General features: G+C 70.2%; 25 protein-coding genes. 10 read left to right on the forward strand and 15 right to left on the reverse strand.

All coding sequences use genetic code 11. The annotated features are described in order from the left end of the window. The first annotated feature begins 171 nt into the window (after positions 1 to 171). Complete coding sequence (locus BJ964_RS15720) at positions 172 to 720, forward strand: HNH endonuclease (protein WP_188121356.1); 549 nt, start codon at positions 172 to 174, stop codon at positions 718 to 720. On the opposite strand, the gene BJ964_RS15725 is transcribed toward BJ964_RS15720, so the two are convergent. Together BJ964_RS15725 and BJ964_RS15730 are read right to left on the reverse strand one after the other, a co-directional pair. Next, a complete protein-coding gene (locus tag BJ964_RS15725) occupies positions 717 to 1,526 on the reverse strand; it encodes a class F sortase (RefSeq protein ID WP_188121357.1) in 810 nt (269 codons plus the stop codon). The genes BJ964_RS15720 and BJ964_RS15725 overlap by 4 nt on opposite strands. A gap of 7 nt (positions 1,527 to 1,533) precedes the next feature. Continuing rightward, entirely contained in the window at positions 1,534 to 2,013 is a 480-nt protein-coding gene (locus BJ964_RS15730) for a hypothetical protein (RefSeq protein WP_188121358.1), read from the reverse strand. A gap of 150 nt (positions 2,014 to 2,163) precedes the next feature. On the opposite strand from BJ964_RS15730, the gene ctaJ reads away from it, so the two are divergent. Further along, positions 2,164 to 2,487 carry an aa3-type cytochrome oxidase subunit CtaJ gene (ctaJ, locus tag BJ964_RS15735; RefSeq protein ID WP_229806853.1) on the forward strand — a complete coding sequence of 108 codons (324 nt, stop codon included), beginning with the start codon at positions 2,164 to 2,166 and terminating at the stop codon, positions 2,485 to 2,487. Beyond that, positions 2,474 to 2,869 (forward strand): DUF5130 family protein, encoded by a 396-nt coding sequence (locus BJ964_RS15740; RefSeq protein WP_188121359.1) that lies wholly within the window; start codon positions 2,474 to 2,476, stop codon positions 2,867 to 2,869. Before ctaJ ends, BJ964_RS15740 begins: the two co-directional genes overlap by 14 nt. Before the next feature lie 6 nt (positions 2,870 to 2,875). Here BJ964_RS15740 and BJ964_RS15745 read toward each other — a convergent pair whose 3' ends face one another. Both BJ964_RS15745 and pepN read right to left on the reverse strand, forming a co-directional pair. Continuing rightward, positions 2,876 to 3,406 (reverse strand): Uma2 family endonuclease, encoded by a 531-nt coding sequence (locus tag BJ964_RS15745; protein WP_229806854.1) that lies wholly within the window; start codon positions 3,404 to 3,406, stop codon positions 2,876 to 2,878. Positions 3,407 to 3,562: 156 nt separating this feature from the next. Then, positions 3,563 to 6,118 carry an aminopeptidase N gene (gene pepN / locus BJ964_RS15750; protein WP_188121361.1) on the reverse strand — a complete coding sequence of 852 codons (2,556 nt, stop codon included), beginning with the start codon at positions 6,116 to 6,118 and terminating at the stop codon, positions 3,563 to 3,565. Positions 6,119 to 6,219: 101 nt separating this feature from the next. Between pepN and BJ964_RS15755 the strand changes: the two genes are divergently transcribed. From BJ964_RS15755 to BJ964_RS15770, 4 genes are all read left to right on the forward strand, one after another. Then, positions 6,220 to 6,852, forward strand: coding sequence for a mycothiol-dependent nitroreductase Rv2466c family protein (locus tag BJ964_RS15755; protein ID WP_188121362.1), 633 nt, complete (start codon positions 6,220 to 6,222; stop codon positions 6,850 to 6,852). A gap of 318 nt (positions 6,853 to 7,170) precedes the next feature. Then, the gene (locus tag BJ964_RS15760) at positions 7,171 to 8,367 is read left to right on the forward strand and encodes a DUF1015 family protein (protein WP_188121363.1); all 1,197 of its coding nucleotides are present in this window, start codon (positions 7,171 to 7,173) and stop codon (positions 8,365 to 8,367) included. After that, positions 8,367 to 9,284, forward strand: a complete 918-nt coding sequence (locus BJ964_RS15765) for an alpha/beta hydrolase (RefSeq protein ID WP_188121364.1) — start codon at positions 8,367 to 8,369, stop codon at positions 9,282 to 9,284. The genes BJ964_RS15760 and BJ964_RS15765 overlap by 1 nt, the downstream gene beginning before the upstream one ends. A gap of 12 nt (positions 9,285 to 9,296) precedes the next feature. Then, positions 9,297 to 9,782, forward strand: coding sequence for a ribose-5-phosphate isomerase (locus BJ964_RS15770; protein ID WP_188121365.1), 486 nt, complete (start codon positions 9,297 to 9,299; stop codon positions 9,780 to 9,782). Between the two features lie 197 nt (positions 9,783 to 9,979). On the opposite strand, the gene BJ964_RS15775 is transcribed toward BJ964_RS15770, so the two are convergent. Both BJ964_RS15775 and BJ964_RS15780 read right to left on the reverse strand, forming a co-directional pair. Further along, complete coding sequence (locus tag BJ964_RS15775; RefSeq protein ID WP_407650844.1) at positions 9,980 to 10,318, reverse strand: hypothetical protein; 339 nt, start codon at positions 10,316 to 10,318, stop codon at positions 9,980 to 9,982. 305 nt (positions 10,319 to 10,623) lie between these two features. Next, positions 10,624 to 11,847: a GNAT family N-acetyltransferase gene (locus tag BJ964_RS15780; RefSeq protein WP_188121366.1), complete on the reverse strand. Its 1,224-nt coding sequence runs from the start codon at positions 11,845 to 11,847 to the stop codon at positions 10,624 to 10,626. Between the two features lie 100 nt (positions 11,848 to 11,947). On the opposite strand from BJ964_RS15780, the gene BJ964_RS15785 reads away from it, so the two are divergent. Then, entirely contained in the window at positions 11,948 to 12,559 is a 612-nt protein-coding gene (locus tag BJ964_RS15785; protein WP_188121367.1) for a DNA-directed RNA polymerase II, read from the forward strand. A gap of 66 nt (positions 12,560 to 12,625) precedes the next feature. Here BJ964_RS15785 and BJ964_RS15790 read toward each other — a convergent pair whose 3' ends face one another. From BJ964_RS15790 to BJ964_RS15830, 9 genes are all read right to left on the reverse strand, one after another. Beyond that, positions 12,626 to 13,006, reverse strand: a complete 381-nt coding sequence (locus BJ964_RS15790) for an AtzH-like domain-containing protein (RefSeq protein ID WP_188121368.1) — start codon at positions 13,004 to 13,006, stop codon at positions 12,626 to 12,628. A 61-nt stretch (positions 13,007 to 13,067) separates the two neighbouring features. Beyond that, positions 13,068 to 14,630 carry a SulP family inorganic anion transporter gene (locus BJ964_RS15795; protein WP_188121369.1) on the reverse strand — a complete coding sequence of 521 codons (1,563 nt, stop codon included), beginning with the start codon at positions 14,628 to 14,630 and terminating at the stop codon, positions 13,068 to 13,070. Next, positions 14,627 to 15,283 (reverse strand): cysteine hydrolase family protein, encoded by a 657-nt coding sequence (locus BJ964_RS15800; RefSeq protein ID WP_188121370.1) that lies wholly within the window; start codon positions 15,281 to 15,283, stop codon positions 14,627 to 14,629. The genes BJ964_RS15795 and BJ964_RS15800 overlap by 4 nt, the downstream gene beginning before the upstream one ends. A 13-nt stretch (positions 15,284 to 15,296) precedes the next feature. Continuing rightward, positions 15,297 to 16,019, reverse strand: coding sequence for a biuret amidohydrolase (gene biuH, locus BJ964_RS15805; protein ID WP_188121371.1), 723 nt, complete (start codon positions 16,017 to 16,019; stop codon positions 15,297 to 15,299). Beyond that, entirely contained in the window at positions 16,016 to 18,001 is a 1,986-nt protein-coding gene (locus BJ964_RS47945) for an allophanate hydrolase (RefSeq protein ID WP_229806855.1), read from the reverse strand. The genes biuH and BJ964_RS47945 overlap by 4 nt, the downstream gene beginning before the upstream one ends. A gap of 100 nt (positions 18,002 to 18,101) precedes the next feature. Beyond that, the gene (locus BJ964_RS15815; protein ID WP_188121372.1) at positions 18,102 to 18,737 is read right to left on the reverse strand and encodes a GntR family transcriptional regulator; all 636 of its coding nucleotides are present in this window, start codon (positions 18,735 to 18,737) and stop codon (positions 18,102 to 18,104) included. Between the two features lie 53 nt (positions 18,738 to 18,790). Beyond that, the gene (locus BJ964_RS15820; protein WP_188121373.1) at positions 18,791 to 19,297 is read right to left on the reverse strand and encodes an SRPBCC domain-containing protein; all 507 of its coding nucleotides are present in this window, start codon (positions 19,295 to 19,297) and stop codon (positions 18,791 to 18,793) included. Further along, positions 19,294 to 19,611 (reverse strand): ArsR/SmtB family transcription factor, encoded by a 318-nt coding sequence (locus BJ964_RS15825; protein ID WP_188121374.1) that lies wholly within the window; start codon positions 19,609 to 19,611, stop codon positions 19,294 to 19,296. Before BJ964_RS15825 ends, BJ964_RS15820 begins: the two co-directional genes overlap by 4 nt. 25 nt (positions 19,612 to 19,636) lie before the next feature. Next, positions 19,637 to 19,933: a hypothetical protein gene (locus BJ964_RS15830; RefSeq protein WP_188121375.1), complete on the reverse strand. Its 297-nt coding sequence runs from the start codon at positions 19,931 to 19,933 to the stop codon at positions 19,637 to 19,639. A 149-nt stretch (positions 19,934 to 20,082) separates the two neighbouring features. Here BJ964_RS15830 and BJ964_RS15835 point away from each other — a divergent pair, with 149 nt between their 5' ends. Continuing rightward, on the forward strand, positions 20,083 to 21,216 hold the full coding sequence (locus BJ964_RS15835; protein WP_188121376.1) for a carbohydrate-binding protein: 1,134 nt from the start codon (positions 20,083 to 20,085) through the stop codon (positions 21,214 to 21,216). A gap of 285 nt (positions 21,217 to 21,501) precedes the next feature. After that, complete coding sequence (locus BJ964_RS15840) at positions 21,502 to 22,443, forward strand: hypothetical protein (protein WP_188121377.1); 942 nt, start codon at positions 21,502 to 21,504, stop codon at positions 22,441 to 22,443. The last annotated feature ends 97 nt before the right edge of the window (positions 22,444 to 22,540 follow it).

Consider the following 22,540-nt stretch of genomic DNA (forward strand, 5'->3'; position numbering starts at 1 on the left):
TCCGGCCGGGTGAAGACCTCTGACGTTTACCGCGTAGCCACAGATTGTGCTCGCAATTTGGTTATTCATCAGGGACTATTGGCGCACGGGCCCCGTTCGGCGAGGCCCACATCACACACGCATGGGCTATGGGAGCGGTCAACAGCAACTGACACCGGAAGGGTGATTGCGATGCCTGACATACGACCCACGGTTGGCTCTTCCGCGTTAGTGCTGAACGCTACCTACGAGCCGCTGTGCGTCGTATCGGTGCGTCGAGCGACCATCCTCGTCCTGACCGCCAAGGCGGAGTGCGTCTCCGACGGTGACGGCATCCTGCACAGTGCCCACCACACCCTCCCCGTTCCCTCCGTGGTTCGTCTCACGCGGTATGTGAAGGTTCCGTACCGTACTCATGTCGGGCTCTCCCGCCGGGCCGTCTTCGCCCGTGACGGTGGCCGCTGCGCCTACTGCCGCGGCTCCGCCGAGACCATCGACCACGTCTTCCCGCGCAGCCGTGGCGGCCTGCACGCCTGGGACAACGTGGTCGCCGCGTGCGCCAAGTGCAACCACAGCAAGGGCGACAAGACCCCGGCCGAGCTCGGGTGGCGCCTGCACGCGCTGCCGGCCGCCCCGCGCGGCGTGGCCTGGCGGGTGCTCGGGCACCGGACCCCCGATCCGCGCTGGATGGACTGGCTCGACCTGCCGCCCACCCCGGTCGAGACCGCCGAGGCTGCCTAGCCCTTCGCGACCAGGGAGGCGAAGACGACGACGTTGTCCTCGTAGCCCTCCTCCCCGCCCAGCCATTTGCCGCCGCACGTCATGAGGCGCAGCAGCGGGCGTGTGTAGTCGCCGTAGACGCGCTTGGCCGGCAACTCGTTCTTGTCGAACCGCTCCACGGAGTTGACCTCGAAGACCGCCTTCGAGCCGTCCGCGCGCCACACCCGGATCTCCTGGCCCGGCTTCATCGTGTCCAGCTTGTAGAAGACCGACGGGCCGGTCCGGGTGTCGGCATGCCCCACGATCACCGCAGGGCCGTACTGCCCCGGGGTCGGGCCGCCCTCGAACCAGCCGGCCTCGTTGTGCCGTTTCAGCGGCGGCACGTCCACCGAGCCGTCGTTGGCCAGTCCCACCTCGAGCACCGGCGCCGACACCCGCAGCGCCGGGATCTCCAGCCGCTCCGGCCGGCTCGGCTCCAGCACCGGGTACTCCCGGGGCGGCGGCTTGTCCGGGCCGCGGAACAGGCCGCCGACGTCGAAACCGGTCGCGAAACCCAGACCCAGGCCGACCACGAACAACCCGAGGAAGAGCAGCACCAGCGCGATCACCCCGATCGTCCCGGCACGGCGGCCCCGCACCGGGGGCGGCGACGGCATCCGCCGGGGCAGCGGGATCCGGAACGGCGACCGCCCGCGGGTCACCGGCGTGGGCGGCAGCGGCCCGGTGACCACCCCGGGTGGCGGCGCCGTGATCACCTGAGCCGGGCGCTTGCGCGCGACCGCGTCCGGCACGCGAGCGCCGGACGACGGCTTCTCCTCCTGGGCCACGGCCGCCTCAGCCGAGTCGCCGACGGCGCAGCGACATGAACCCGAGACCCAGCCCGGCGAGTACGGCGAGCAGGCCGCCGCCGATCAGCATCGACCCGGTGGCGCCGCCGGCGGTGCCTCCGCCGCCGGTGGCCGGGCCACGGCTCGGCTCGACGCCCGCGACCACGTGCAGGGTGCTCGTCGCGGCGCCGCCCTCCTGGCAGCGCAGGGCCACCGGGTAGTCGCCGGGCTCGGTGTCGGCCGGCACCCGTACCGTCGCGGTCAGGAAGCCGAACTCCGGCGAGACGGTGACCGAGCCGATCGGCTCGGCCGTCACCGTGGCCGCTTTGAGATTGTCCTCGCAGGACGCGCGGATCGAGAGCTCGTCGCCGGCCGGGACGGTGCTCGGGTTCAACTCCACGAAGACGGCGGCCGCCCGTGCGCCGGACGGGACACCCAGAAGAACGAGGATGAGCGCCGCCGCAGCGGCGGGGACGGACGTACGCATAGGATCCCCCTCCTGCCGTTCGCGACGGAAAGCACGCGGACGGCGCGTGAGGGTGATTTTCGCACCTGCGAGCGCGATCCGCGTAGATCCCGACGGCGTGAGACCCCGGTTCGAGACCCGACGCTCCGGTACGACCAGCGCTCCGCTACGGTGATTGATGTTCGAAATACGCAGGATCATCCGGCGCCTGGGGGCGTTCAGTTGTCAGTCATCAGCACCGTTCTGGTCTTCGTGATCATTCCGGTTGTGATCATCGGGACGATCGCGACTCTCGTCTTCGCCGGCTCCGACCGGTCGAAGCCGGATCGCCGTTACCGCCCGGGCCGTCCCTACGACTTCCCGGCGATGTGGTTCACCGCGAAGCCGCAGCAGGTCGCGCCGGCGTCGGCCGGTCACAGCGGACTGGTCATCGAGGACAGTTCCGGCGCACCGGTCCGCCCGGGTCCCACAGGAGGCGCAAGTGACAGTTGGTGAGGTCACCCCGCTCGAGCAGCCCGCCGAGGGTCCCTTCTCGACCCGGCAGCTGCTTCGTCTCGACGAGGCGCTCCGGATCGCCGACCAGGTGACCGGGCTCAACTTCAGCATCTACCTGGGCGAGCTCGGCGAGCCGCTGCGCGCCGCCGCCGAGGAGCTGCACCACCAGACCCGTGACCCGCAGCACGCGGTCCTGATCGCGGTGTCGCCCAACCAGCGCAAGCTGGAGATCATCACCGGCGCCGAGGCCCGCAAGCGGATCTCCGACCGGGACGCGAAGCTCGCCGGCATGTCGATGGCGGCGTCCTTCGCCGGCGGCGACCTGGCCGGTGGCCTGCTCATCGGGATCGACCAGCTGGCCACCCATGCCGGGGCGGCGTAGCCCCGCCTAGCGCCACTGCGCGGGGTTCACCCGGATCGGGTAGGGGCTGTCCAGCTGGAGCTGGCCGTCGGTGCCGGCGTCCTCGAGCGCCTGGTAGGACTCGCCCGTCAGCGTATGGACGCGGAGCACCTGTCCGGCCTCCACCCGCCAGTAGGCGGGGATGCCGGCCGCCGCGTAGACAGCCGGCTTGAGCAGCCGGTCGTAACGCCGTGTCTCCTCCGACTCGACCTCCACCACCAGCGCGACGTCCGCCGGGTCGACCCAGATCGACCCGGACGAGTGCGGCCGCAGCACGGTCACGTCCGGCACCAGGTTGCTCGTGCCCATCTCGATGCCGAGCCGCGCGCACACCCACCAGCCGGGCGGCGCCGCCGAGCGCAGCGTGGTGACCACGCTCTCGACCATCGAGTCGTGTCGCGCGTCAGCCCGTGGGGTGACGTGCAGGCTGCCGTCGAGGATCTCGTAACGGTGCCCGTCCTGCGGGAACAGGTGCAGGTCCGGCTCGGTCCATCGACCCTCCGGCGCACTCCACCGCACTGGGGAAACCTGGCTCAGCATTGTCAAGGCCACCTCCATCACCGGGGAGTGTCAGACTACTCACACAGAGTTGTTTCCCGTGGCCAACGCGGCGGTAAGTTGCCGCATGTGAAAGGCCCGCCCCACCAAAGTGGGACGGGCCGTCATCACATCCGGTCAGGCGGAGCGGTCCTTCGCCCGGGCCTTCAGCGCCCGCAGCACCCCGTCCCGGCCCTCGGCGACCAGCCGCCGCAGCGACGCCGGGTGACCCTCCCGGGCCAGCCACGCGTCGGTGAGAGCCACCGTCTCGTCGCTGATCTGGTAGGCCGGGTAGGCGAGCATCGCGAACTCCTGCGCCGGCTCACTGTCCGAGTGCGCCCACACGTCCGCGACCACCTCGAAGAACTTCTCCGCGTACGGAGCGGTCAGCGCCACCTGCCGGGTGCTCTGGAAGCCCTGGAGCAGCGACCGGTTCAGCCAGTTCGGCGGCGCCTGCGGACCGGTCAGCTCGGCCCACACGCGGGCCTTGTTCTCCGGCGTGGGCAGCAGCGCCCGGGCGATCGCCGCCTCCCGCTCGCCGCTGGCCGTCATGTCGGCGGCCAGCTCGTCGTCGATCTCGGACTCCTCGGCGGCGCCCAGCGCGGACAGCGCCTGGAGCAGCGACCAGCGCAGCTCGGTGTCGACGACCAGCCCCTCCGGCTTGGAACCGCCGGTCAGCCAGCCGCGCAGCACGGCCGCCTGCTCCGGGGTACGGGCCGCGGTGATGAACGCCCGCGCCCAGGTGAGCTGCCACCCGCTGCCCGGCTCCGCGGCCGCCAGCTGGGTCTCCGCCAGGCCGGCCAGGGCGGCCCAGCCGTTCGGCGCCCACTCCGGGTCGGCGAAACTGGTCAGCGCCGTGGCGGCCTGCCGCAGCGTGGCGGTCGCCAGGTTGACGTCGTTCTCGGCCGGCAGCCCGGCGACGACCAGGGCCACGTAGTCGCGGGTCGCCATCTCGGCGTCACGCAGCATGTCCCACGCGGCCGCCCAGCACAGCGCCCGCGGCAGCGCCGAGTCGAACCCGGCGATGTGGCCCACCAGGGTGGCCAGCGACCGCTCGTCCAGCCGCAGCTTCGCGTACGTCAGGTCCTCGTCGTTGAGCAGCAGCAGGTCCGCGGCCCGCACCCCGGTCAGGGCGGTGATCGCGGTCCGGTCGCCGGCCACGTCCGCCTCGATCAGCTCACGCCGGACCAGCCGGTCGCCGTCGAGGTCGTACAGGCCGATGCCGATCCGGTGGGTCCGCAGCGTCGGGTACTCGGCCGGCGCCTCCTGCGACACCACGACGCTCGCGTAGTTGCCGTCCGCGTCGGTCTCGACGACCGGCCGCAGCGTGTTGACCTGGGCCGTCTCCAGCCACTGCGCGGCGAACTTGCGCAGCTCCCGGCCGGACGCCGCCTCCAGTTCGGTGAGCAGGTCGTCGAACGTGGCGTTGCCCCACGCGTACTTGCCGAAGTAGGCCCGCAGACCGGTCAGGAACGGGTCCAGGCCGACGTACGCCACCAACTGCTTGATCACGCTGGCGCCCTTGGCGTACGTGATCCCGTCGAAGTTGACCTCGACGGCCTCCAGGTCCGGCATCTCGCAGTAGACCGGGTGGGTGGAGGACAGCTGGTCCTGCCGGTAGCCCCACGCTTTGCGGATGGACAGGAACGTCGACCAGGCGTCGGCGAACCGGGTGGCCTCGGTGTTGCACCAGTGGCTGGCCCACTCGGCGAACGACTCGTTCAGCCACAGGTCGTTCCACCAGCGCATGGTGACCAGGTCGCCGAACCACATGTGCGCCATCTCGTGCAGGATCGTGTTGGCGCGCTGCTCGTACTCGTAGTCGGTCACCTGCGACCGGAAGATGTAGTGCGACTCGGCGTGCGTCACGCAGCCGAAGTTCTCCATCGCGCCGGCGTTGAAGTCCGGCACCCAGAGCTGGTCGTACTTCGGCAGCGGGTAGCGCACCCCGAACTGCTCGTGGAAGAAGTCGAAGCCCTGCTTCGTGATCAGGAACAGGTCGTCGGCGTCCAGGTGGCGGGCCATCGAGGCGCGGCAGAAGACGCCCAGCTCGATGCCGTCGTGCGAGTCGCGCACCTCGTGGTACGGGCCGGCGCAGATCGCGGTGAAGTAGGTGCTCATCCGCGGTGAGGTGGTGAAGTGGACGGTCTTCGCGCCGAAGCCCGTCTGCTCCTCCGACTCCACCGGCATGTTCGAGACGACCTTCCAGTGCCCGGGAGCGGTCACGTGCCAGGTGAACACGCTCTTGAGGTCGGGCTGGTCGAAGCACGCGTACGCCCGCTGGGCGTCCGCCGTCTCGAACTGGCTGTAGAGGTAGACCTCCTTGTCGACCGGGTCGAGGCTGCGCTGCAGCCCCTGGCCGCTGGCCGAGTACTTGAAGTCGCCGGAGACCACCAGGGTGTTCTCGGCGGCGAGACCGGACAGCGGCAGGCCCTTCTCCGGTGACCACCCGCTGAGGTCCAGCGGGGTGCCGTTCAGCGTCGCTGAGTGGATCGCGGCGGCCGCCGCCTCGGCGAACGTCGCCGCGCCGGGCTCGGCGCACCGGAAACTGATCACTGTGGTGGACCGGAACGTGTCGGAGCCGGGGTTGCCGTGCCCGTCGGTCAGGTCAAGGGTGATGTCGTACCCGGTCACCTCGAGCAATCGACCACGCTCCGCAGCCTCGACCTGGGTCAGGTTGTGAACACCGGCCACGTGCACTCTCCTTCGAGCTGACTGCGTTTACCCGAAGCCTATGCGGCGACGGCGACGCAACTCACCCCGACTGGCGGCCGAAGAGGGAGGAAGATCGAAGCATGACAGAACGTGCCACCGTCGACATGTGGTTCGACCCCCTCTGCCCGTGGGCCTGGATCACCTCCCGCTGGCTGCTGGAGGTGGAGAAGGTCCGTCCACTGGACGTCCGGTTCAACGTGATGAGCCTGTCGGTTCTCAACGAGGGCCGCGACGAACTTCCCGAGCGCTACAAGGAGCTGCTGGCCAAGGGCTGGGGCCCGGTCCGGGTCTGCATCGCGGCCGCCGAGGCCGCCGGCCCGGCGGTCCTGCGTGACCTCTACACGGCCCTGGGCACCCGGATCCACCTCCAGAAGTACGACATCGAGGACCCGAAGCTGTTCCAGGAGGCGCTGGCCGAGGTCGGCCTCGACCCGGGCCTGGCCGAGGCGGCGCACACCGACGCCCGCGACGAGGCGCTGCGGGCCAGCCACAACGCCGGCATGAAGCCGGTCGGCACCGACGTCGGCACCCCGGTCATCCACGCCCCCGGCCCGAACCCGGGGGAGACCGTCGCCTTCTTCGGCCCGGTGATCACCCCGGCGCCGAAGGGCGAGGCGGCCGGCAAGCTCTGGGACGGCGTGGTCCTCGTCGCCGGCACCCCGGGCTTCTACGAGCTGAAGCGCAGCCGCGACCTGGGCCCCATCTTCGATTAGTTGCTTTTCGGGGGCGAAGGCCCCCGAAAAGCGATCCTCGGCCTCTCGCCGGTCGTTGGATGGGGGTGATGTACACCTCACCCAACGTGGAGGCGGGTATGCCGCAGTACGAGCCGGTCGGTTCGAGTTTCAGCGTCCAGCGCGGATTCTGGACCGATTTGTCACCAGAAGTGGCTTCTATGCTGGCTCCTCCGGTGACCGTCACGGCAGCGCCCGCCGAACACGTGGTGAATTCCCTCGCCGCGGCGCAGTTGGGCAGGTCACCGGGGACGACTCCGGTTGGTGGGCGACGGCGGCACGCCGGGTAAGTTGCCTGCCATGACGGTCGTGCACCCGATCAGCCGGGCCTGGATCACCAACGGAGGTACCGGGGCCCAGAACTACGACGAGTTCGCCGACGACGCCGAAATCACCGACATCATCAAGGCCAACCCGCACAGCGCGCTGGCCGTCGAGATGCCGCACCTCGCGCCCGAGTCCCTCGGGAAGTCCTTCCTCGAGTCGCTGCCGGACGCCGTTGTCCGCCTGCAGCGCGATCAGGCCGAGGAGAAGTACCGGCAGGCTGAGCACGTCGTGGTGCTCTACCGCATCACGGCACCGGGCGAGGCGCCCGCCTACGGCCTGTGGAGCATGGTCGAGACCGGCCAGATCTCCACCAGCGCCGACGAGCCCGGCCTGGTCATCCGCAACGAGGACGTCTTCATCAGCAAGGTCCGCGAGCGGGTCGCGCTGGCCGAGGCGGTCAACACCCTGCTCTCCCCGGTCCTGCTGCTGCAGACCGGCCGCGGCGAGGAACTGCACGCCGCGCTGGCCGAGGCGATCGACGCGTCCGGCGAGCCGGCCGCCACCGATGTGGACGGTTCTGGGCGTACCCATGCGATCTGGCCGGTCGGCCCCGGCGAGTTGCAGGACCGGCTGCTCGCCCTGGCCGGCGGCGGCGAACTGGTGGTCGCCGACGGCAACCATCGCAGCCTGGCCGCGCAGACCGGCGGCCTGGAGCGCTTCCTGGCCGTGGTCACCACCCCGGCCTCGGTCTTCATCCAGCCCTACAACCGGCTGGTCAGCGAGCTGCCCGCGTCGCTCGACGAGCTGCGCGACAGGCTCCGCGAGGCCGGCGCGACGGTCACCGAGCTGCCGCGCGCCGCGCAGCTGCCGCCCAAGGGCACCATCGAGATGTACGTTGCCGGCCGCACCGTCGCCCTGGAGTTGCCCACCGACCCGGCCGGCACCACGGTGGAGAACCTGGACCACGCCCTCGTCGAGCGCGTCCTGCTGCGCGACTCGCTGGGCCTGGACCCGGGCGACAAGCGGATCTCCTACATCGGCGGCGACTACCCGGTCGAGTGGCTGCGCGGTGAGGTCGACGCCGGCCGTGCCGAGCTGGCCGTCCTGATCGCTCCGGTCACCGTGGAGGACTTCGTCGAGGTGAACCTGGAACGGCTCAAGCTGCCCCGCAAGAGCACCTGGTTCACCCCGAAGGCCCGCGGCGGCCTGGTTCTCGCCGAAATCCGCTGATGCTCCACCCGCAGGTCACGGCCGCCGCCGAGTTGAGGCGGCGGCCGTCTTCGGAGGAACTGGCCGCGGATCCGTACCAGCGTCTGCTCGGCGTGCGGGCGGCCATGGAGGAGTCGAACGAGGCGGAGAGCGGGCCGGCCCTGCCCCTGCCGGTGGTCGCCGACTTCGACGCCGACGGCGTGCCCTGCCGTCTCTACGCCACCCGGACCGGGACCCCGGTCCTGATCTACCTGCACGGCGGCGGCTGGTGCTACGGCAGCATCGAGACCGTCGACCGGTTCTGCCGCCGGGTCGCCGAGCGTTCCGGCTGCGCCGTGGTCTCGGTCGGCTACCGCCTCGCCCCGGAGCACGTCTTCCCGGCCGCCGTCGAGGACGCCGAGACGGTCGTGTCCTATCTGCGCCGCTCCGGCGCCGACCTGGGGCTCGACGTCTCCCGGCTGGCCATCGGCGGTGACAGCGCGGGCGGCCAGCTCGCCACCGTCGCCGCCCGCCGGCAGCGCGACGCGGCCACCCCACTCGACTTCCAGGTGCTCATCTACCCGGCCCTCGACCCGCTCACCTCCGCCGAGTCGTACGACGAGGTGGGGGAGTACGGCCTGGACCGGGCCTCGATGAAGCTGGCCTGGGAGACGTTCGTCCCCGATCCGGTGCGCCGGCTCACCCCGGACGTGGCGCCGCTCGCGGTCGCCGACCTGTCCGGGATGCCGCCCACCCTGCTGATCACCGCCGAGTACGACGCGCTGCGCGACGAGGGCGCCGACTACGCCGACGCGCTGATCGCCGCGGGCGTCCCGGTGGTGCACACCCGCTACATGGGTGTGAACCACGGCTTCGCCCGCAAACTGGCCACCATCGACGCCGCGCGGGCCGCGGCTGATCAGGTGGCGTCCGCCCTGCGTTCGGCCCTCACCTTCTGAAAGACTTCTGCCATGCGCCTCTACCTGGGTTCAGACCACGCCGGCTTCGAGCTGAAGAACCACCTCGTGAACCACCTGAACAAGCAGGGGCACGATGTGGTCGACGTCGGACCGCACGTTTACGACGCCGAGGACGACTACCCGGCGTTCTGTTTCCACACCGGTGTCAAGGTGGTCGCCGACTCCGGCTCGCTCGGTATCGTGATCGGCGGTTCGGGCAACGGTGAGCAGATCGCCGCGAACAAGGTCCCCGGCGTGCGCTCCGCGCTGGTCTGGAAGACCGAGATCGCCGAGCTGGCCCGGCAGCACAACGACAGCAACGTGATCGCCATCGGCGCCCGCCAGCACACCCTCGACGAGGCCACGGCGTTCGTCGAGGCGTTCATCGCGACGCCGTTCTCCGGCGACGCCCGGCACGCCCGCCGGATCGGCCAGCTCGCCGACTACGAGGTCGCCCGCGAGCTGCCCGAGCTGCCGGACTCCGCCGCCATCGCCTGAAATCCCCTCCAGCTGGTCCTCAGAGCCGTCTCAACGCGTGGTGAGACAGCACTGGTGACCAGCTGAGGCACTTCTGTGGCCGCCTTCCGTGACACGGGGGCGGCCGGGTCGCTTCCAGCGGTGGGGCAGCTCGTTGCGGGGCGGCCGGGTCGCTTTTCAGCGGCGGGCAGCTCGTTGCGGGGCGGCCGGGTCGCTTTTCAGCGGCGGGGCAGTTCCTCGCGCGGCAGCCAGTTGCGCCGGACGATCGGCAGGCTCTCCTCCGCCTCGGCCAGGTCCGCGTCGGTGGGCCGGGAGGCGTCCCGGGCCCGCAGCGCGGCGCCCACGCTCACCTGCGACGACCCGGAACCGACCAGGCCGCGCAGCCCGCGCTCGGCCTCCCGGTCGTCGCCGCCCGGCCCGGACCCGGTCCGGCGGGGCGGACCGCCACGGGACTGCCGCTGCCCGCCGTTCTCGGCGGGCAGCCGAGGGCTCTCGCCCTCCGGCGTCGCCGCGGCGGCCGAGCCGGGCGGTCGTCCCGGTACGGGAGGCGCCGCCACGGAGGCTGAGCGCGGCGGCGGGGCCGGCACCGGCGGCGGTCCGGGCACCGGCGTTGCGGGCACCGACGGTCCGGATGCCGGCGTTGCGGGTGCCACGGCTACGGGTGCCGGCGGGCCCGGCACCGGTACGGCGGGAGCGGGCCCCGGCTCGGCGACGGGCTCGGCCGGTGGGGTGGGGTCGGCCGTGGGCGTGCCGGTGGCCGCCTCGGCGGATGCCGAGGAGGGGCGCACGCGGCGGCGACGGCGTTCGGGCTGGCCCATGACGCCGACGGTACCGCCGCGGACACCGGCACGGCACACCCCGATCAGAAGACCTCGGTGGAACTGGGCCGGCGGTGCCAGCCGAACGCGACCGTCGGATCGTTCCCGGTCAGCAGCCGGACCCGCCCGGACGCGACCAGCGCCGACAGCGGGGTGCCACCGAGGTACACGGCGCCCAGGTCGGTCACCGAGCAGGTCACGTCGGCCGGATCGGTGGTCGGCACGCACACCGCCCCGTCCGGACCGCCGGTGAGCCGCCAGCGCCCGGTGTTCCGCTCCAGGATCGGGTCGGTGACCTCGAGGACCACGTCGACCGGTGCGGCGTACCGGCGGGCGGCCAGGGCGGCCGGCACGTTGACGAGGCGCACCCAGAGGGCGTCGAGCACCGCCGGGCCGAGTCGGCGCGGCTCGTCGACCAGGTAGCGCAGCGGTTCGTCGACGGCGCCCAGCCGGAAGGTCACGCTGCGGCACAGGTCGATGCTCAGCAGGAAGCGCCAGAGCGCCTGGTACGTCTCCGGATCGGTGGCCACCACCTCACGGACCTGCACCTCGCAGTCCGGGCCGTGGCTGTCCCAGCCGTTCTTGACCCGCCACAGCGCGTACCCCGTGGGGCCGTCCGGACCGTCGTGGACCACCGCGTACCGCTTGGTGGCGCCCTCACGATGCGCCTCCAGATCGGTGAGGACGTAGCGCCACCACCGGTCGTCGCGGCTGGACCAGCCGGGACGGTCCGGGCGCAACTGCTCGTACACCTTGGTGAGGTCGGCGAGCAGGCTGGTCGGCTCGGCCATCCGCAGCCGGCCCGCGGGCTCGGCGGGCGGGACGGTGAGGCGTACCTCACGGTTCATGATCGTGAAAGCGAGCCGGGAGGAGGCGGGGCCGTAGCCGTACCGTGGGTAGATCGAGGTCTCGCTGGCCCAGAGCACCGCGATCGGCTCCCGGCCGTCGTCGGCGATCTCGGTGAGCTGCCGCCGCATCATCCGGTTGAGCAGCCCCCGCCGCCGGTGGGTGGGGACCACACCCACCCCGGACACGTGCGCGGCCGGCACGACGGCCCCCGGCACGGTGAGATCACGGGTGAAGGCGTCGATGTGCCCCACCACCTGACCGGCGTCGTCGGCGACCAGCGAGCGGTCCAGCTCGAGGACCCCGGCCTCCCAGTCGCGCACCTCCTCGCGGTAGTCCTCGTGGAACACCGTGCCGAGCAGATCGAGGATCGCCGGGACATCCCCCTGGGCGGTGGGGCGGATTGGTATCGCTTCCTTCATGGCTCGTGTGTAACCGACGGCTGTGTGCTGCGGCGACTGATTTGTTGGCTCGCTACCCTCGAACTGTCGCGGTCGCCGACCGCAGACCGAAAGGGGAACGATGCCGGAGCAACCGCAGTGGTCCGAGCGGACGCTCAACATGCCGCCGCAGGATCCGTGGGCCGATCAGCCGACGGAGCTGGCCGGTCCCGCCACCACGCCGCCGGACTCCGCTCCGGCCGCCCCGGGGCCCGAATCGTCCCCGTTCAGCCGGGGCCGCGCCCAGGTCACCCAGCGCACCCACCAGTTCACCGGCCAGTTCGGCGCCGAGCACGAGCCCACCGGCACCGGCTGGCCCGACGACCACGGCCAGCAGCAACCGCAGCGCAGCCTGAGCTGGCACATCCGGCGGCTGCGCCGCGGCGGCGAGTGGAGCAGCGCCGCCGGCCTGTTCGCCTTCGTCTGCTGGGGCATCTGGGCGCTGTCCGAGGGTGGCGACCTGTTCACCCCGATGGTGCTGTTCGTGGTCGAGCTGTGCGTGGCCGTGGGCGTGTTCGCGCTGGCCCGCCTGGTCGGCCGCCTCGTCCTGGAGCGGCAGATGGGCCGGGTGCGGCACACCGCCCGCGGCGCGCACATGATCACCGGGGTCTTCATGGTCGGCGTCGGCTTCTCCTACCTGCGCCAGACCGGCTGGGTGATGGACGCGGTCAACTGGGTGACCAGCACGTTCTGATCAGCTGACCGGTTTGCCGCCGGTGATCCCGAGGACCTCACCGGTGGTGCAACTGGCGCGGCGCCGCTATGCCGGCTGACGTGCCGGTTCCGAGACGTGCGCCGTGACGATCCGCCAGCCCTCCGGCAGCCGGACCCAGGTCTGCGACTGGCGGCCCAGCACGTCGCTGCCGGGATAGCCGAACAACGTGGTCACCACGGCCACGCTCTCCCCGTACCCCGCAATGATCGTGTCCTTGAGGCGACGGCCCGGCGGCAGGCCGCCCTGCGCGCGCCGCCACCTGGCCTGTTCCTCGATGCCGATCTGCTGGTCGGCGATGCCGAACCGCACGGCGGCGGGGGCGAAGAAGGAGAGGATCCCCTCGACGTCGTCGGCGACCAGCGCCCGCTCGTAGGCCTCGAACGCGGCGGTGACCTCGGCGATCACGTCCGGAAGGTCTCTTTCCACGAATTTTGCCCTTTCCGATGAGGACGCGGCCCGGAGGGGTCCGGGCCGCGTCGACGGGACCTCATCCGACGGTGGCGGACTCCTTCTCCGGCGCGGGGTCGGTCACCTCGTCCGGCTCCGGCGCCCGTGGGGTGGGCTTGCCGAGCGCGAAGAGCACGCAGACCAGCGTCAGGAAGAGGTAACCGAGAGTGACCTCGCCGTCGGCGTTCCACTGCACCTTCTCGGCGTGGATCAGGCCGATGAAGGTGAGCACCGCGCCGCTGGCCGAGAAGACCGCCGCGTGCCAGAACCGCTTGTCGATGAGGAACGCGACGATCGCCCCGAGCACCAGACCGGCCAGGATGGCGCCCTGACCGAGCGTCTTGAGGCCGTCGTAGACCACGCCCGCTCCGGCCAGCGCCTCGGTGCCCACCTGCGCGGCCGAGGTCCCGGCCGCGGCCAGCACGTTGTCCATCTGGCCGGTGGCCCAGGAGGCGATGTTCGGGATGAGTGCCGCGACCACGGCGGCGGCGTGCGCCTTCGGCGTGGCCTGGAACGCCTGCGCGCCGATCAACAGGCCGATGTAGAGCAGGATCGGCACGATCGCGGCGGTCGGGAAGATCGCGCCGAGCAGCCCGAACAGGCCGAAGAAGCAGAGCAGCGCGATCACCACGCCGGTGGCCATCGAATATCCGGTACGCCCACCGGCCGCCTTCCAGCCCGGGTGCCCGACGTAGACGGCCGGCGGGAACGGCGACCCGAGGCAGGAGCCGATCACCGCGCCCGCGCCGTCGGCCAGCAGCACGCTGCGCAGGTTGTACCGGTCGCCGGCGGTGGCGGCGCTCTCCACGTTGGTCATCGCCTCGGTGAAGTTGTAGACGCCCAGCGGGATCGCCGTCGCCAGCAGCGGCGCCATGTCCTTCAGGCCGTCGACCAGCAGGTCGACCTTGAGGTGCGGGAAGGCGAACGCGATGTCCTTCGCGGCGCTCTGCACGTCCGGCACCGACATGGCGCCGCCGATCCAGCCGATCGCCGTGCCGACCAGCAGCGCGGCCAGCCCGATCGGGAAGTTGAACGGCAGCTTCACGTCGGTGAGCAGGCCGATCAGCAGCAGGCCGAAGACCGGCAGGGCGATCCACGCGTAGTTCCACATGCTGGCGGCCGGGTTCATCGAGATGAACGTGATCGAGATGCCGGCCAGGGTGCCGAGCAGCGCGGCCCGTGGCGTGTACCTCCGGATGTACGGGCCGACGAACGCGCCGATCAGCACGATCACACCGATGATGAACGCCCACGCGATACCGGCCGTCCACGCCGCCACCGGATCCTTCGTGGTCAGGTAGATCGGCAGCATGATGACGAAGATGACGATGAACATGTGCGGGACGCTCGGGCCGTAGGGCAGGGCCGTCACGTCGGTGCGGTTCTCCCGGACGGCCAGCCGCCGCGCCAGGAAGGTGTAGTAGACGTTGCCCGCGACCAGGGCGATGCCCAGCGCCGGGAGGATCACGCCGAAGACGTCGCCGGCCGGCATCTTGATCACGCCGAGACAGAGGCCGGTCAGGGTGAGCACGTTGACCAGGACGTTGACACCGAACCCGAAGAAGGCGTTGGTGTCGCCCCGGACCCAGTAGGCGAGTTTCATCGGGCGATCTCCTCGATCAGAGCGGGGGACTCGGCGACCCAGCCGAAGATGCCGCCCTGCGCGGCGATCATCCGGAGGCCGGCCTGCTGGAACTCGGGAAAGTAGGAGCCGACGCAGTCGGCCAGGACCAGGCACTCGTAGCCGCGGTCGTTCGCCTCACGGACCGTGGTGTGGACGCACACCTCGGTCGTGACCCCCGTTACGACCAGGCTCTTCGTATTGCTCTTTTCGAGGATTTCCTGGAGATCCGTGGCGTAGAACGCACCTTTGCCCGGCTTGTCGACGACGGTCTCGTTCGGGAGGGGCTGAAGTTCGTCGATGATGTCGTGGCCGTACTCGCCTTGAATCAGGATTCTTCCGAAATTGCCGGTCTGGCCGATCATCGGGCCGCGCTTGAGCTTCGCCGGTGGGCAGTCGGACAGATCGGGCTTATGGCCCTCGCGGGTGTGGATGATCGGCATGTTCGTGGCGCGCCAGGCCTTGAGCAGTTCGCCGAGCGGCCCGATGGTCCGCCGGAGCTGGGCGACATCGTTGCCGAGCGACTCACCGAAGCCGCCGGGGAGAAGAAAATCCCGCTGCATGTCGATGACCAGCAGCGCGGTGGTGTCCAGATCGAATTCGAAGGGGGTGGGCTTTGCATCGACAGTCGGCATGGCTGGACCGCCTTCAGTCCGTTTTTCGGGTGGTGGGTGGGGCGGTTGGATGGGTTGCCGCTATCACGTCGTCCGAAGTGGCGACGCAGCCGAAGACACCGCCCTGCATGGTGACCATGTGCAGGGCGGCGGTGTGGTTGGACGGATCGGTGGCCCCCGTGCAGTCGCTCAGGATCAGGCACTCGTAACCCCGGTCGTTGGCCTCGCGCATGGTCGTGTGCACGCAGACGTCCGTGGTGATTCCAGTCAAGATCAAATGCGAGATTCCATGGGTACGGAGGACGAGGTCCAGATTCGTCGCATAGAAGGCGCCCTTACCGGGTTTGTCGACCACCACCTCGCCCGGCGCCGGAGCCACCTCGGGCACGATCTCCCAACCCGGCTCGCCCTTGATCAGGATCCGGCCGCACGGTCCCTGACCGCCGATCTCCGCCCCGATCCGCTTCGACCGCCACCGTTTGTTCGCCGGCAGGTCGGACAGGTCCGGATCGTGGCCCTCCCGGGTGTGGATGACGAGCATGCCCAGCTCACGGACGTGCGACAACAGTTTCGCGGTGGCCGGCAGCCCGGCCCGGGTCAGCTCGATGTCGTAGCCCATGCTGTCGACGTAGCCGCCGGGGCCACAGAAATCGGTCTGCCAGTCGATGCAGAGCAGGGCGGTCCGGTCCACCGGGACCGAGCCGTCGTACGGCCAGGCGTACGGGTTGGCCCGCACCGGCCCGATGCGTGCGGTCATGAGTCAGCTCCCTTCGAGCGGTGATTCCGCCAGCCGCCGCTGGCGGTGATGTCCCGGGCGCCGCGCACCGCGTACGCCTCGCAGAGGAATCCGGTCACCTCGGCGCCGTCCTCCAGCACGAGCCGGCCCAGCGACAGTGGCGCCGGGATGCCCGCGAGGAAGCCACCCACCTGGGCGGCCGGCAGCCGCCAGAGCTCGATCTCGATGGCGGCGCCACCATCCGCGACCCGGACCAGCCCGGGAGCACCCGACGGCAGCTCGTACATCCGGTAACAGGGCGCGGTCCTGGTCACGATCTGCAGCGTGCCGCCGCGCTCGCGAAGCTCCCCGTTGCGCGGTTCCCCACTCAGATGCAGCCCCACCACCGCGACGGTCATCCCGTCGGCTTCGCCGCTGGTCTCCTCGGCTTTGCCGCCGGCATTCCCGGTCTCGCGGCCGGTCTCCCCGGCTTCGCCGCTGGTCTCCCCGGCTTCGCGGCCGGCCTTCTCGGCTTCTGCCGCGCCGGTGAGTGTGTGGGCCAGCTCCATCAACAGGTCGTCGCTCAAGGCCGGCCCGAACAGCGTCACCGAGGCCGGACGCCCGTCCCCGGCGAACCCGTTCGGGATCGTCACCGCGGCCATGTCCAGCAGATTCGCGAACTGCGTGTACCGGCCCAGCACGAGATTGCGCCCGATCGGGTCTCCGGCGATCTCGGCGTGCGTGAACGTCGTCCCGACCGTGGGAAGCGCCAGCACGTCGATTCGTTCCCACATCCGCTCGGCGGCCGCCCGCAACTCCCGTAGCCGGTGCTGAGCTCGAAAGGCGTCCGCCGCGGTGAACGCCAACCCGCCCTCCAACACCCGCCGGGTCACCGGCAACACCGACTCGGGGTGAGCGGCCAGAAAGTCGCCGAGATCGGCCAGCCGCTCCGCCACCCAGGGCCCGCGATAGAGCAGATCCCCGGCCTCCAGCAGCGCTCCGATCTCCACCCCGCCGACCACCTCGAAGCCCTCGGCGATCCCTGTGGCTTCCGCACCGATGCCCTCAGCGCCTGCGTTGGCCACCGCCCTGCTCGTGGCGGCCTCTCGCTCTCCCGTGGTGGGTCCTTCGGTTGTCGCGTCGGTGCTCCGGGTTATCGCGGTGGGTTCTTCGGTTGTCGCGTTGGTGCTCCGGGTTATCGCGGTGGGTTCTTCGGTTGTCGCGCTGGTGCCCTGGGCCCTCGCGGTGACTGCCTCGGCGAAGCGGGCGAACGCCTTCTCCTGGCCGCTGTCGCCGAAGAAGTCGAGCACTCCGGGCAGGCCGATCCGAATTCGGACCGTCGCCGGCCGTCTTCCTTCCCGAATTCGGACCGTTGCCGGCCGTCGTCCTTCCCGCGACCAGGGATCGGCCGGCTCCCGCCCACGCGCCACCCGCATCACCCGCGCCGCCAGCGCGGTGTCCCGGGCGAAGATCGAGACACAGTCGAGCGACCGGCACGCCGGCACCACCCCGAGCGTGCTGAGCAGGCCCCGGGTCGGCTTGATCCCGACGATGCCGTTCAGTGCGGCCGGCACCCGCCCGGACCCCGCGGTGTCGGTGCCGAGCGAGAAGTCCACGGTTCCGGCCGCGACCCCGACCGCCGATCCCGAGCTGGACCCGCCGGAGATCAGACCGCCTCCGAAGACGCTTTCCGGAGCCCCGTACGGCGACCGCGCCCCGGTCAGCCCGGTGGCGAACTGGTCCAGGTTGGTCTTGCCGACCACGATCGCGCCGGCCGCTCGCAGCCGCCGCACCACCGGCGCGTCCCGATCCGGCGTATAGGCGAAGTCCGGACATCCCGCGGTGGTCGGCAGCCCCGCGACGTCGATGTTGTCCTTGACCGCGAACGTGACCCCGGCGAGGGGCGCGGCCGGATCCACCCGGCGGGCCTGCTCGTGCAGCTCGGCCGCGGAGAACCGGCTGATCCAGACCCCGTCCGGCACCGGCGCCGCGAGGACCGCATCGACGATTGCGTGTACATCCACATCGTCGATTGTCGACAATTCTGTTTCAGTGAGACCTGCATCACGTAACGGCCCGATTTCCCGGGGCTATCAAAGCCCTCGTACCGGATGAAAGCCCGACTCAGTTCAGGTAGGTCCGCGCACCGTGCGCACCCAGCGCTTCCAGGATCTCCGCAGTGGCGCCGGTCTCGACCGCCGCGAACAGCCGTTCGTGCCGCAACACCCCGTCCACCGCACGGGCGGTCTCGGCCTCACGCCGCATGTTCACCGCCATGAACAGCTGGATGCGTACGAGGATCGACTCGTAGAGGGCGGTGAGCTGCCGGTTCCCGCTCAGCGCGACCACCTCGACGTGGAACCGCCGGTGCGCGTTGGCCAGTTCCAGGCGGTCGTTGGTCGCCGTCGCCGTACGGATCGTGTCGAGTGCCGCACGCAGCCGGGTCAGGTCGGGCGCCGCGGGAGTGCTGGTGACCGCGTGCCGCTCCAGGACGTCGCGCACCTCGTACAGCTCACGCATGTCGTCGTCGGAGAGGGTGGCCACCCGGGCGCCCCGCCGCGGGATGTGTTCGATCAGGCCCTGCTCGGCCAGCAGTCGCATCGCCTCCCGCAGCGGCGCCCGGCTGATCCCGAGCCGGCGGGTCAGTTGCTCCTCGACCAGCCGCTCGCCCGGATCGGTCCGGCCACTCAGGATGTCCCGCCGCAGCCGGTCGACGGCGAGCTGGACGAGACTGTAGGTCTCCAACTCCCCGTCGCTCACGCGGCAAGTCTGCCAGCCCGTGCCGTGTGGGCACGGGCTGGCCCCGACGGCTGTTACGAGCCGGCCATGACCTTGCCGGTCTCCAGCAGGGACTTGAGGTCGCTGAGGACCCAGGCCCAGCCGCCGCCACCCTCGGCGCCGGCGTCTGGGCTCCCGGACACCATCGCGGAGTGGGCCGGCGCGCCGGTCAGCTCGTGGGTGATGGTGACCCGGCAGACGCCCGGACCGGAGTCCTCGATCTCGTAGGTGAGCGTGGTGAACGGCTCGGCCGCGGTGGACGGGTCCATGAGCATCCGCCACGTCTGCACCAGGCGCCGCGGCGGCTCCGCCTCCAGCACCTCGCCGTCGATGATGGTCTCGGGCAGTTCGAACCCACCGGTGGCCGCGTACGCCTTCATCTCCTCGGTGGCCGTCGAGTAGAACCGGCCGCCCTTCTTGAGCTCGTAGAACTGCGGGGCGGCGTACGCATACTTCGCGGTCCACTCCGGGTCGGTGATGGCCGTCCAGATCTTGTCGGCCGGCGCCTTGATCCAGATGCGGAAGACCTTGGTGTCGCTCATGACTCCTCCAGAGTCTGCTTGAGATCGATCAATGCGGTCACGTGCTGCTCGGTGAACTTGTCGATCCACCGGTCGTGGATCTGCCGGATCGGGATCGGGTTGAGGAAGTGCAGCTTCTCCCGCCCCGACCGGCGCACGACGACGAGACCCGCCTCTTCGAGCACCCGCAGGTGCTTGGCGACGCCGAACCGGGTCATCTCCAGCTCGGACTCCAGCTCGGTGAGCGTGCGGCCGTCACGCGCGAAGAGCAGGTCGAGCAGGAACCGGCGGCTCGGGTCGGCCAGCGCCTTGAACACCCGGTCGTCGTCCGTCATAACGCTAAGTTAGGTGACCATTTGGTCACCTGTCAACCGGAACCGAGATGTCGATCTTTCGAAGCTGGTCGGCGACCCCCAAGTTCTGCGCCGTGTGGCCATCCAAAGGGAGGGCGCCGCCGAGGAAGAGGCGCCAGAGTTCTGCCGCTTCCTCGACGAGGATGCCGAAAGCCCGCGTGATGCGCTGCGGAAACGGGATCGGGAGACCGTCCGCGGGATCCTCGGCGGGACCGATCCTGCGCGACTGGGCCCGGAAGAAGGATGACGACACCGGCCGCGACGACTGACCGTACGCGAGCGCGAACCGCCCGGGTCCGAACACCCGCCGCGTCGATCACGGCGGCGAGGGTGCCCTGACGGGCATCCGCGTAAGGCGGCGATCTCAGGCTTGGAAGACGCGATTCCGGGCAGTGCCCCGCGGCAATTCAAATAGCAAAGTTTATGAATCAAACATTGCCTGGGGTGAATTTGGTGTCCGATGATCTTCCCTTTACGATCACTAAGCCCCATACGCGCGAACGGCCCGAGGCCGCCGCAACGCCGCGAGCCGGCCGACGAAGGGAATGCACCGCGGTGGAGGAACGCCAGCAGGCTCCGCTGATTCGGCCGTACGTCGTTGAGGCGGAGAAACGGCAGTCCACCCCATCCCCGGAGCAGCCGGGCAACCCCCACGAGGGCACGCACCGATGGGCACCGGGCGACATCAACGCGAGCGGTGGGCCCGTTCCGGCTGCCGCAACACGACGGCCCGAGCCCACCGCCAGCGCGGCGTACGGTGAGATACCGCCGGTCAAGGCACCTGGCGCATCGCCCGCCGGCAGCGTAGTGGCCAGTGGGCCGGCCGGCCGGACAAGCTGGAAACGGCACTGGATCATCGCCGCGTCCACGGTGGTCACCGTCGTCGCCGGCATCCTGGTGGTGGCCCTGACGAAGGACTCGACCGCCCGGCCGGAGGCAAGGCCCGCCGGCGCCGACATCGTCGCCGGCTGGCTCCCATCCGGCCTTCCCGATGACGACCCCAGCCTGCCCGGTCCAGCGGCGCAGTTGCCGGAGGGCACCGGTCCGCCCTTCGAACCGCTCGACAACATCCAGACCGTGGATTCGGTAACACCAGGGTCATCCCGGCCGCGCGGTTCAACGGCCAGCCAGCCGCCGAAGAAACCTGCCACCTCCACGCCGAAATCCCCCGTGGAGAACGCGACCGCCTACAGCGTCATCGAGGCCGAGAAATTCGACGAGCAGAACGGCATCAAGACCGAGCCCGCCCAGGTGGGATCCGGTGTGCACATCGGATTCATCACGTCGGGCGACTGGGTCCGTTATGACAACATCGGGTTCACCGCGACCCCGGCGAGGAAACTGCTGATCAGTGCCGCCAATTTCGCCGCGGAGAAGCGGACCGGCGAGGTTGAGGTACGCCTGGACAGTCGTTCCAACGCTCCGATCGGCAGCATGACCATCCCCAACAACGGGGACTGGTTCACCTTCACCACCTATTCCATGACGATCCAGCCGACTACCGGGGTACACACCGTCTATCTGACGTTCACCAGCAACCAGACCGAGGAGTACGCCAACATCGACTGGTTCCGTTTCGGGCACTGATCCAGAATCAAGATCATCCCCGCGGGATGGACGGCGCAGGACCAGGTCGACGATACCGTCTTTGACCTGGGCCTTCGTGGCGGAGTAGGCGACGAGAATCGAACACCGGCGCACGACGACGAGACCCGCCTCTTCGAGTACCCGGAGGTGCCTGGCGACGCCGACCGGCGGCCCGGGTCGGCCAGCGCCTCGGTGGCTATCTGGCCACCTGTCAACCGGGGCGCCGAAAGTGAGGAGTCTTCCGGGACGGTCTGGCGAGCCCTACGCTCACCGGTCGTGTGGTCTATGAAGAAGCGGCGCGAGGCCGCCCCCGCCGCCCCGGAGTTCTGTAGCCTTCTCGGCGATCCCGACGCCGCCCGGCTGACCGAGGCACTGCTGAAACGCGACTGGGGAACCACCCGCGAGGTCCTCGCCACCCCTGATCCGGAGAATCGCTCCTACTACCTGAGCCTCACCGGTGGCAATCCCGGCCTGGAGGAGTGGATCACCGGCCCGGTCCGGGACGAGCCGGATTCGACGTTGCCACTGCTGGTCCAGGGCGCCCGATACATCTCTTGGGCGTGGGAGGCGCGCGGTACCGGCTGGGGCGACACGGTGAGTGAGGAAGCGGCGAAACTATGGTTCGACCGCCTTCGCCGCGCCGAGGACTGCCTCGACGAGGTGGTGGACCGCGAGCCGGACAACGCCGACGCCTGGCGATATCTGATCACCCTCGGCCGTGCCCGCGACCTGCCCGAGGAGGAGCGCCGACGCCGGTTCGACGGTCTGATCGCGGCCGACCCCACTCACTATTTCGGCCACGTCCAGATGTTGGAGGGCCTGATGCCGAAATGGGGCGGCAGTACCGAGGCGATGTTCGCGTTCGCCCGCGAGCGCGCCGCCGCCTGCCCCGGCACCCACATCCCGACCCTCGTCGTCCTCGCCCACCTGGAGAACCGGCGCGGCAACGGCGGCAACGACTATCTCGAACGAGACGACGTCGCCGAAGACATCTGGCAGGCGTCGCAGCTCTCCGTCTTCCACGACGACTACCAGGAGACGCTGCTCACCCCGATCGTCTGGAACAACTTCGCCTTCGCGCTGACCTTCACCGGCCAGTTCCCGTCGGCGTCCAGCATCTTCGACGTGATCGAGGACGACTGGATCATGAAATCACCCTGGGGCGACATGGACTTCTTCGTGGAATGCCGGGACTACGCCCGCGCCAATCTGGAGGACGACGACTGAGGCGCCGGCCAGCCGCGGTCGACCGCGGTCGACCAGACGCTGATCGTACGGTCGGCGCCGCCCTGCCGCCGGCCGAACACCGTGCCGAGACGGTCGA

Source organism: Actinoplanes lobatus (assembly GCF_014205215.1).
GTDB lineage: Bacteria > Actinomycetota > Actinomycetes > Mycobacteriales > Micromonosporaceae > Actinoplanes > Actinoplanes lobatus.

What these genes read in the sequence shown, in the direction of transcription:
- BJ964_RS15755 (WP_188121362.1), top strand. Translation starts at nt 6,220, where the DNA reads ATGACAGAACGTGCCACCGTCGACATGTGGTTCGACCCCCTCTGCCCG.
- BJ964_RS15730 (WP_188121358.1), bottom strand. Translation starts at nt 2,013, where the DNA reads ATGCGTACGTCCGTCCCCGCCGCTGCGGCGGCGCTCATCCTCGTTCTT.
- BJ964_RS15780 (WP_188121366.1), bottom strand. Translation starts at nt 11,847, where the DNA reads ATGAAGGAAGCGATACCAATCCGCCCCACCGCCCAGGGGGATGTCCCG.
- biuH (WP_188121371.1), bottom strand. Translation starts at nt 16,019, where the DNA reads ATGACCGCACGCATCGGGCCGGTGCGGGCCAACCCGTACGCCTGGCCG.
- BJ964_RS15720 (WP_188121356.1), top strand. Translation starts at nt 172, where the DNA reads ATGCCTGACATACGACCCACGGTTGGCTCTTCCGCGTTAGTGCTGAAC.
- BJ964_RS15820 (WP_188121373.1), bottom strand. Translation starts at nt 19,297, where the DNA reads ATGAGCGACACCAAGGTCTTCCGCATCTGGATCAAGGCGCCGGCCGAC.
- BJ964_RS15760 (WP_188121363.1), top strand. Translation starts at nt 7,171, where the DNA reads ATGACGGTCGTGCACCCGATCAGCCGGGCCTGGATCACCAACGGAGGT.
- BJ964_RS15770 (WP_188121365.1), top strand. Translation starts at nt 9,297, where the DNA reads ATGCGCCTCTACCTGGGTTCAGACCACGCCGGCTTCGAGCTGAAGAAC.
- BJ964_RS15785 (WP_188121367.1), top strand. Translation starts at nt 11,948, where the DNA reads ATGCCGGAGCAACCGCAGTGGTCCGAGCGGACGCTCAACATGCCGCCG.
- BJ964_RS15840 (WP_188121377.1), top strand. Translation starts at nt 21,502, where the DNA reads ATGAAGAAGCGGCGCGAGGCCGCCCCCGCCGCCCCGGAGTTCTGTAGC.
- BJ964_RS15795 (WP_188121369.1), bottom strand. Translation starts at nt 14,630, where the DNA reads ATGAAACTCGCCTACTGGGTCCGGGGCGACACCAACGCCTTCTTCGGG.
- BJ964_RS15765 (WP_188121364.1), top strand. Translation starts at nt 8,367, where the DNA reads ATGCTCCACCCGCAGGTCACGGCCGCCGCCGAGTTGAGGCGGCGGCCG.
- BJ964_RS15800 (WP_188121370.1), bottom strand. Translation starts at nt 15,283, where the DNA reads ATGCCGACTGTCGATGCAAAGCCCACCCCCTTCGAATTCGATCTGGAC.
- BJ964_RS15825 (WP_188121374.1), bottom strand. Translation starts at nt 19,611, where the DNA reads ATGACGGACGACGACCGGGTGTTCAAGGCGCTGGCCGACCCGAGCCGC.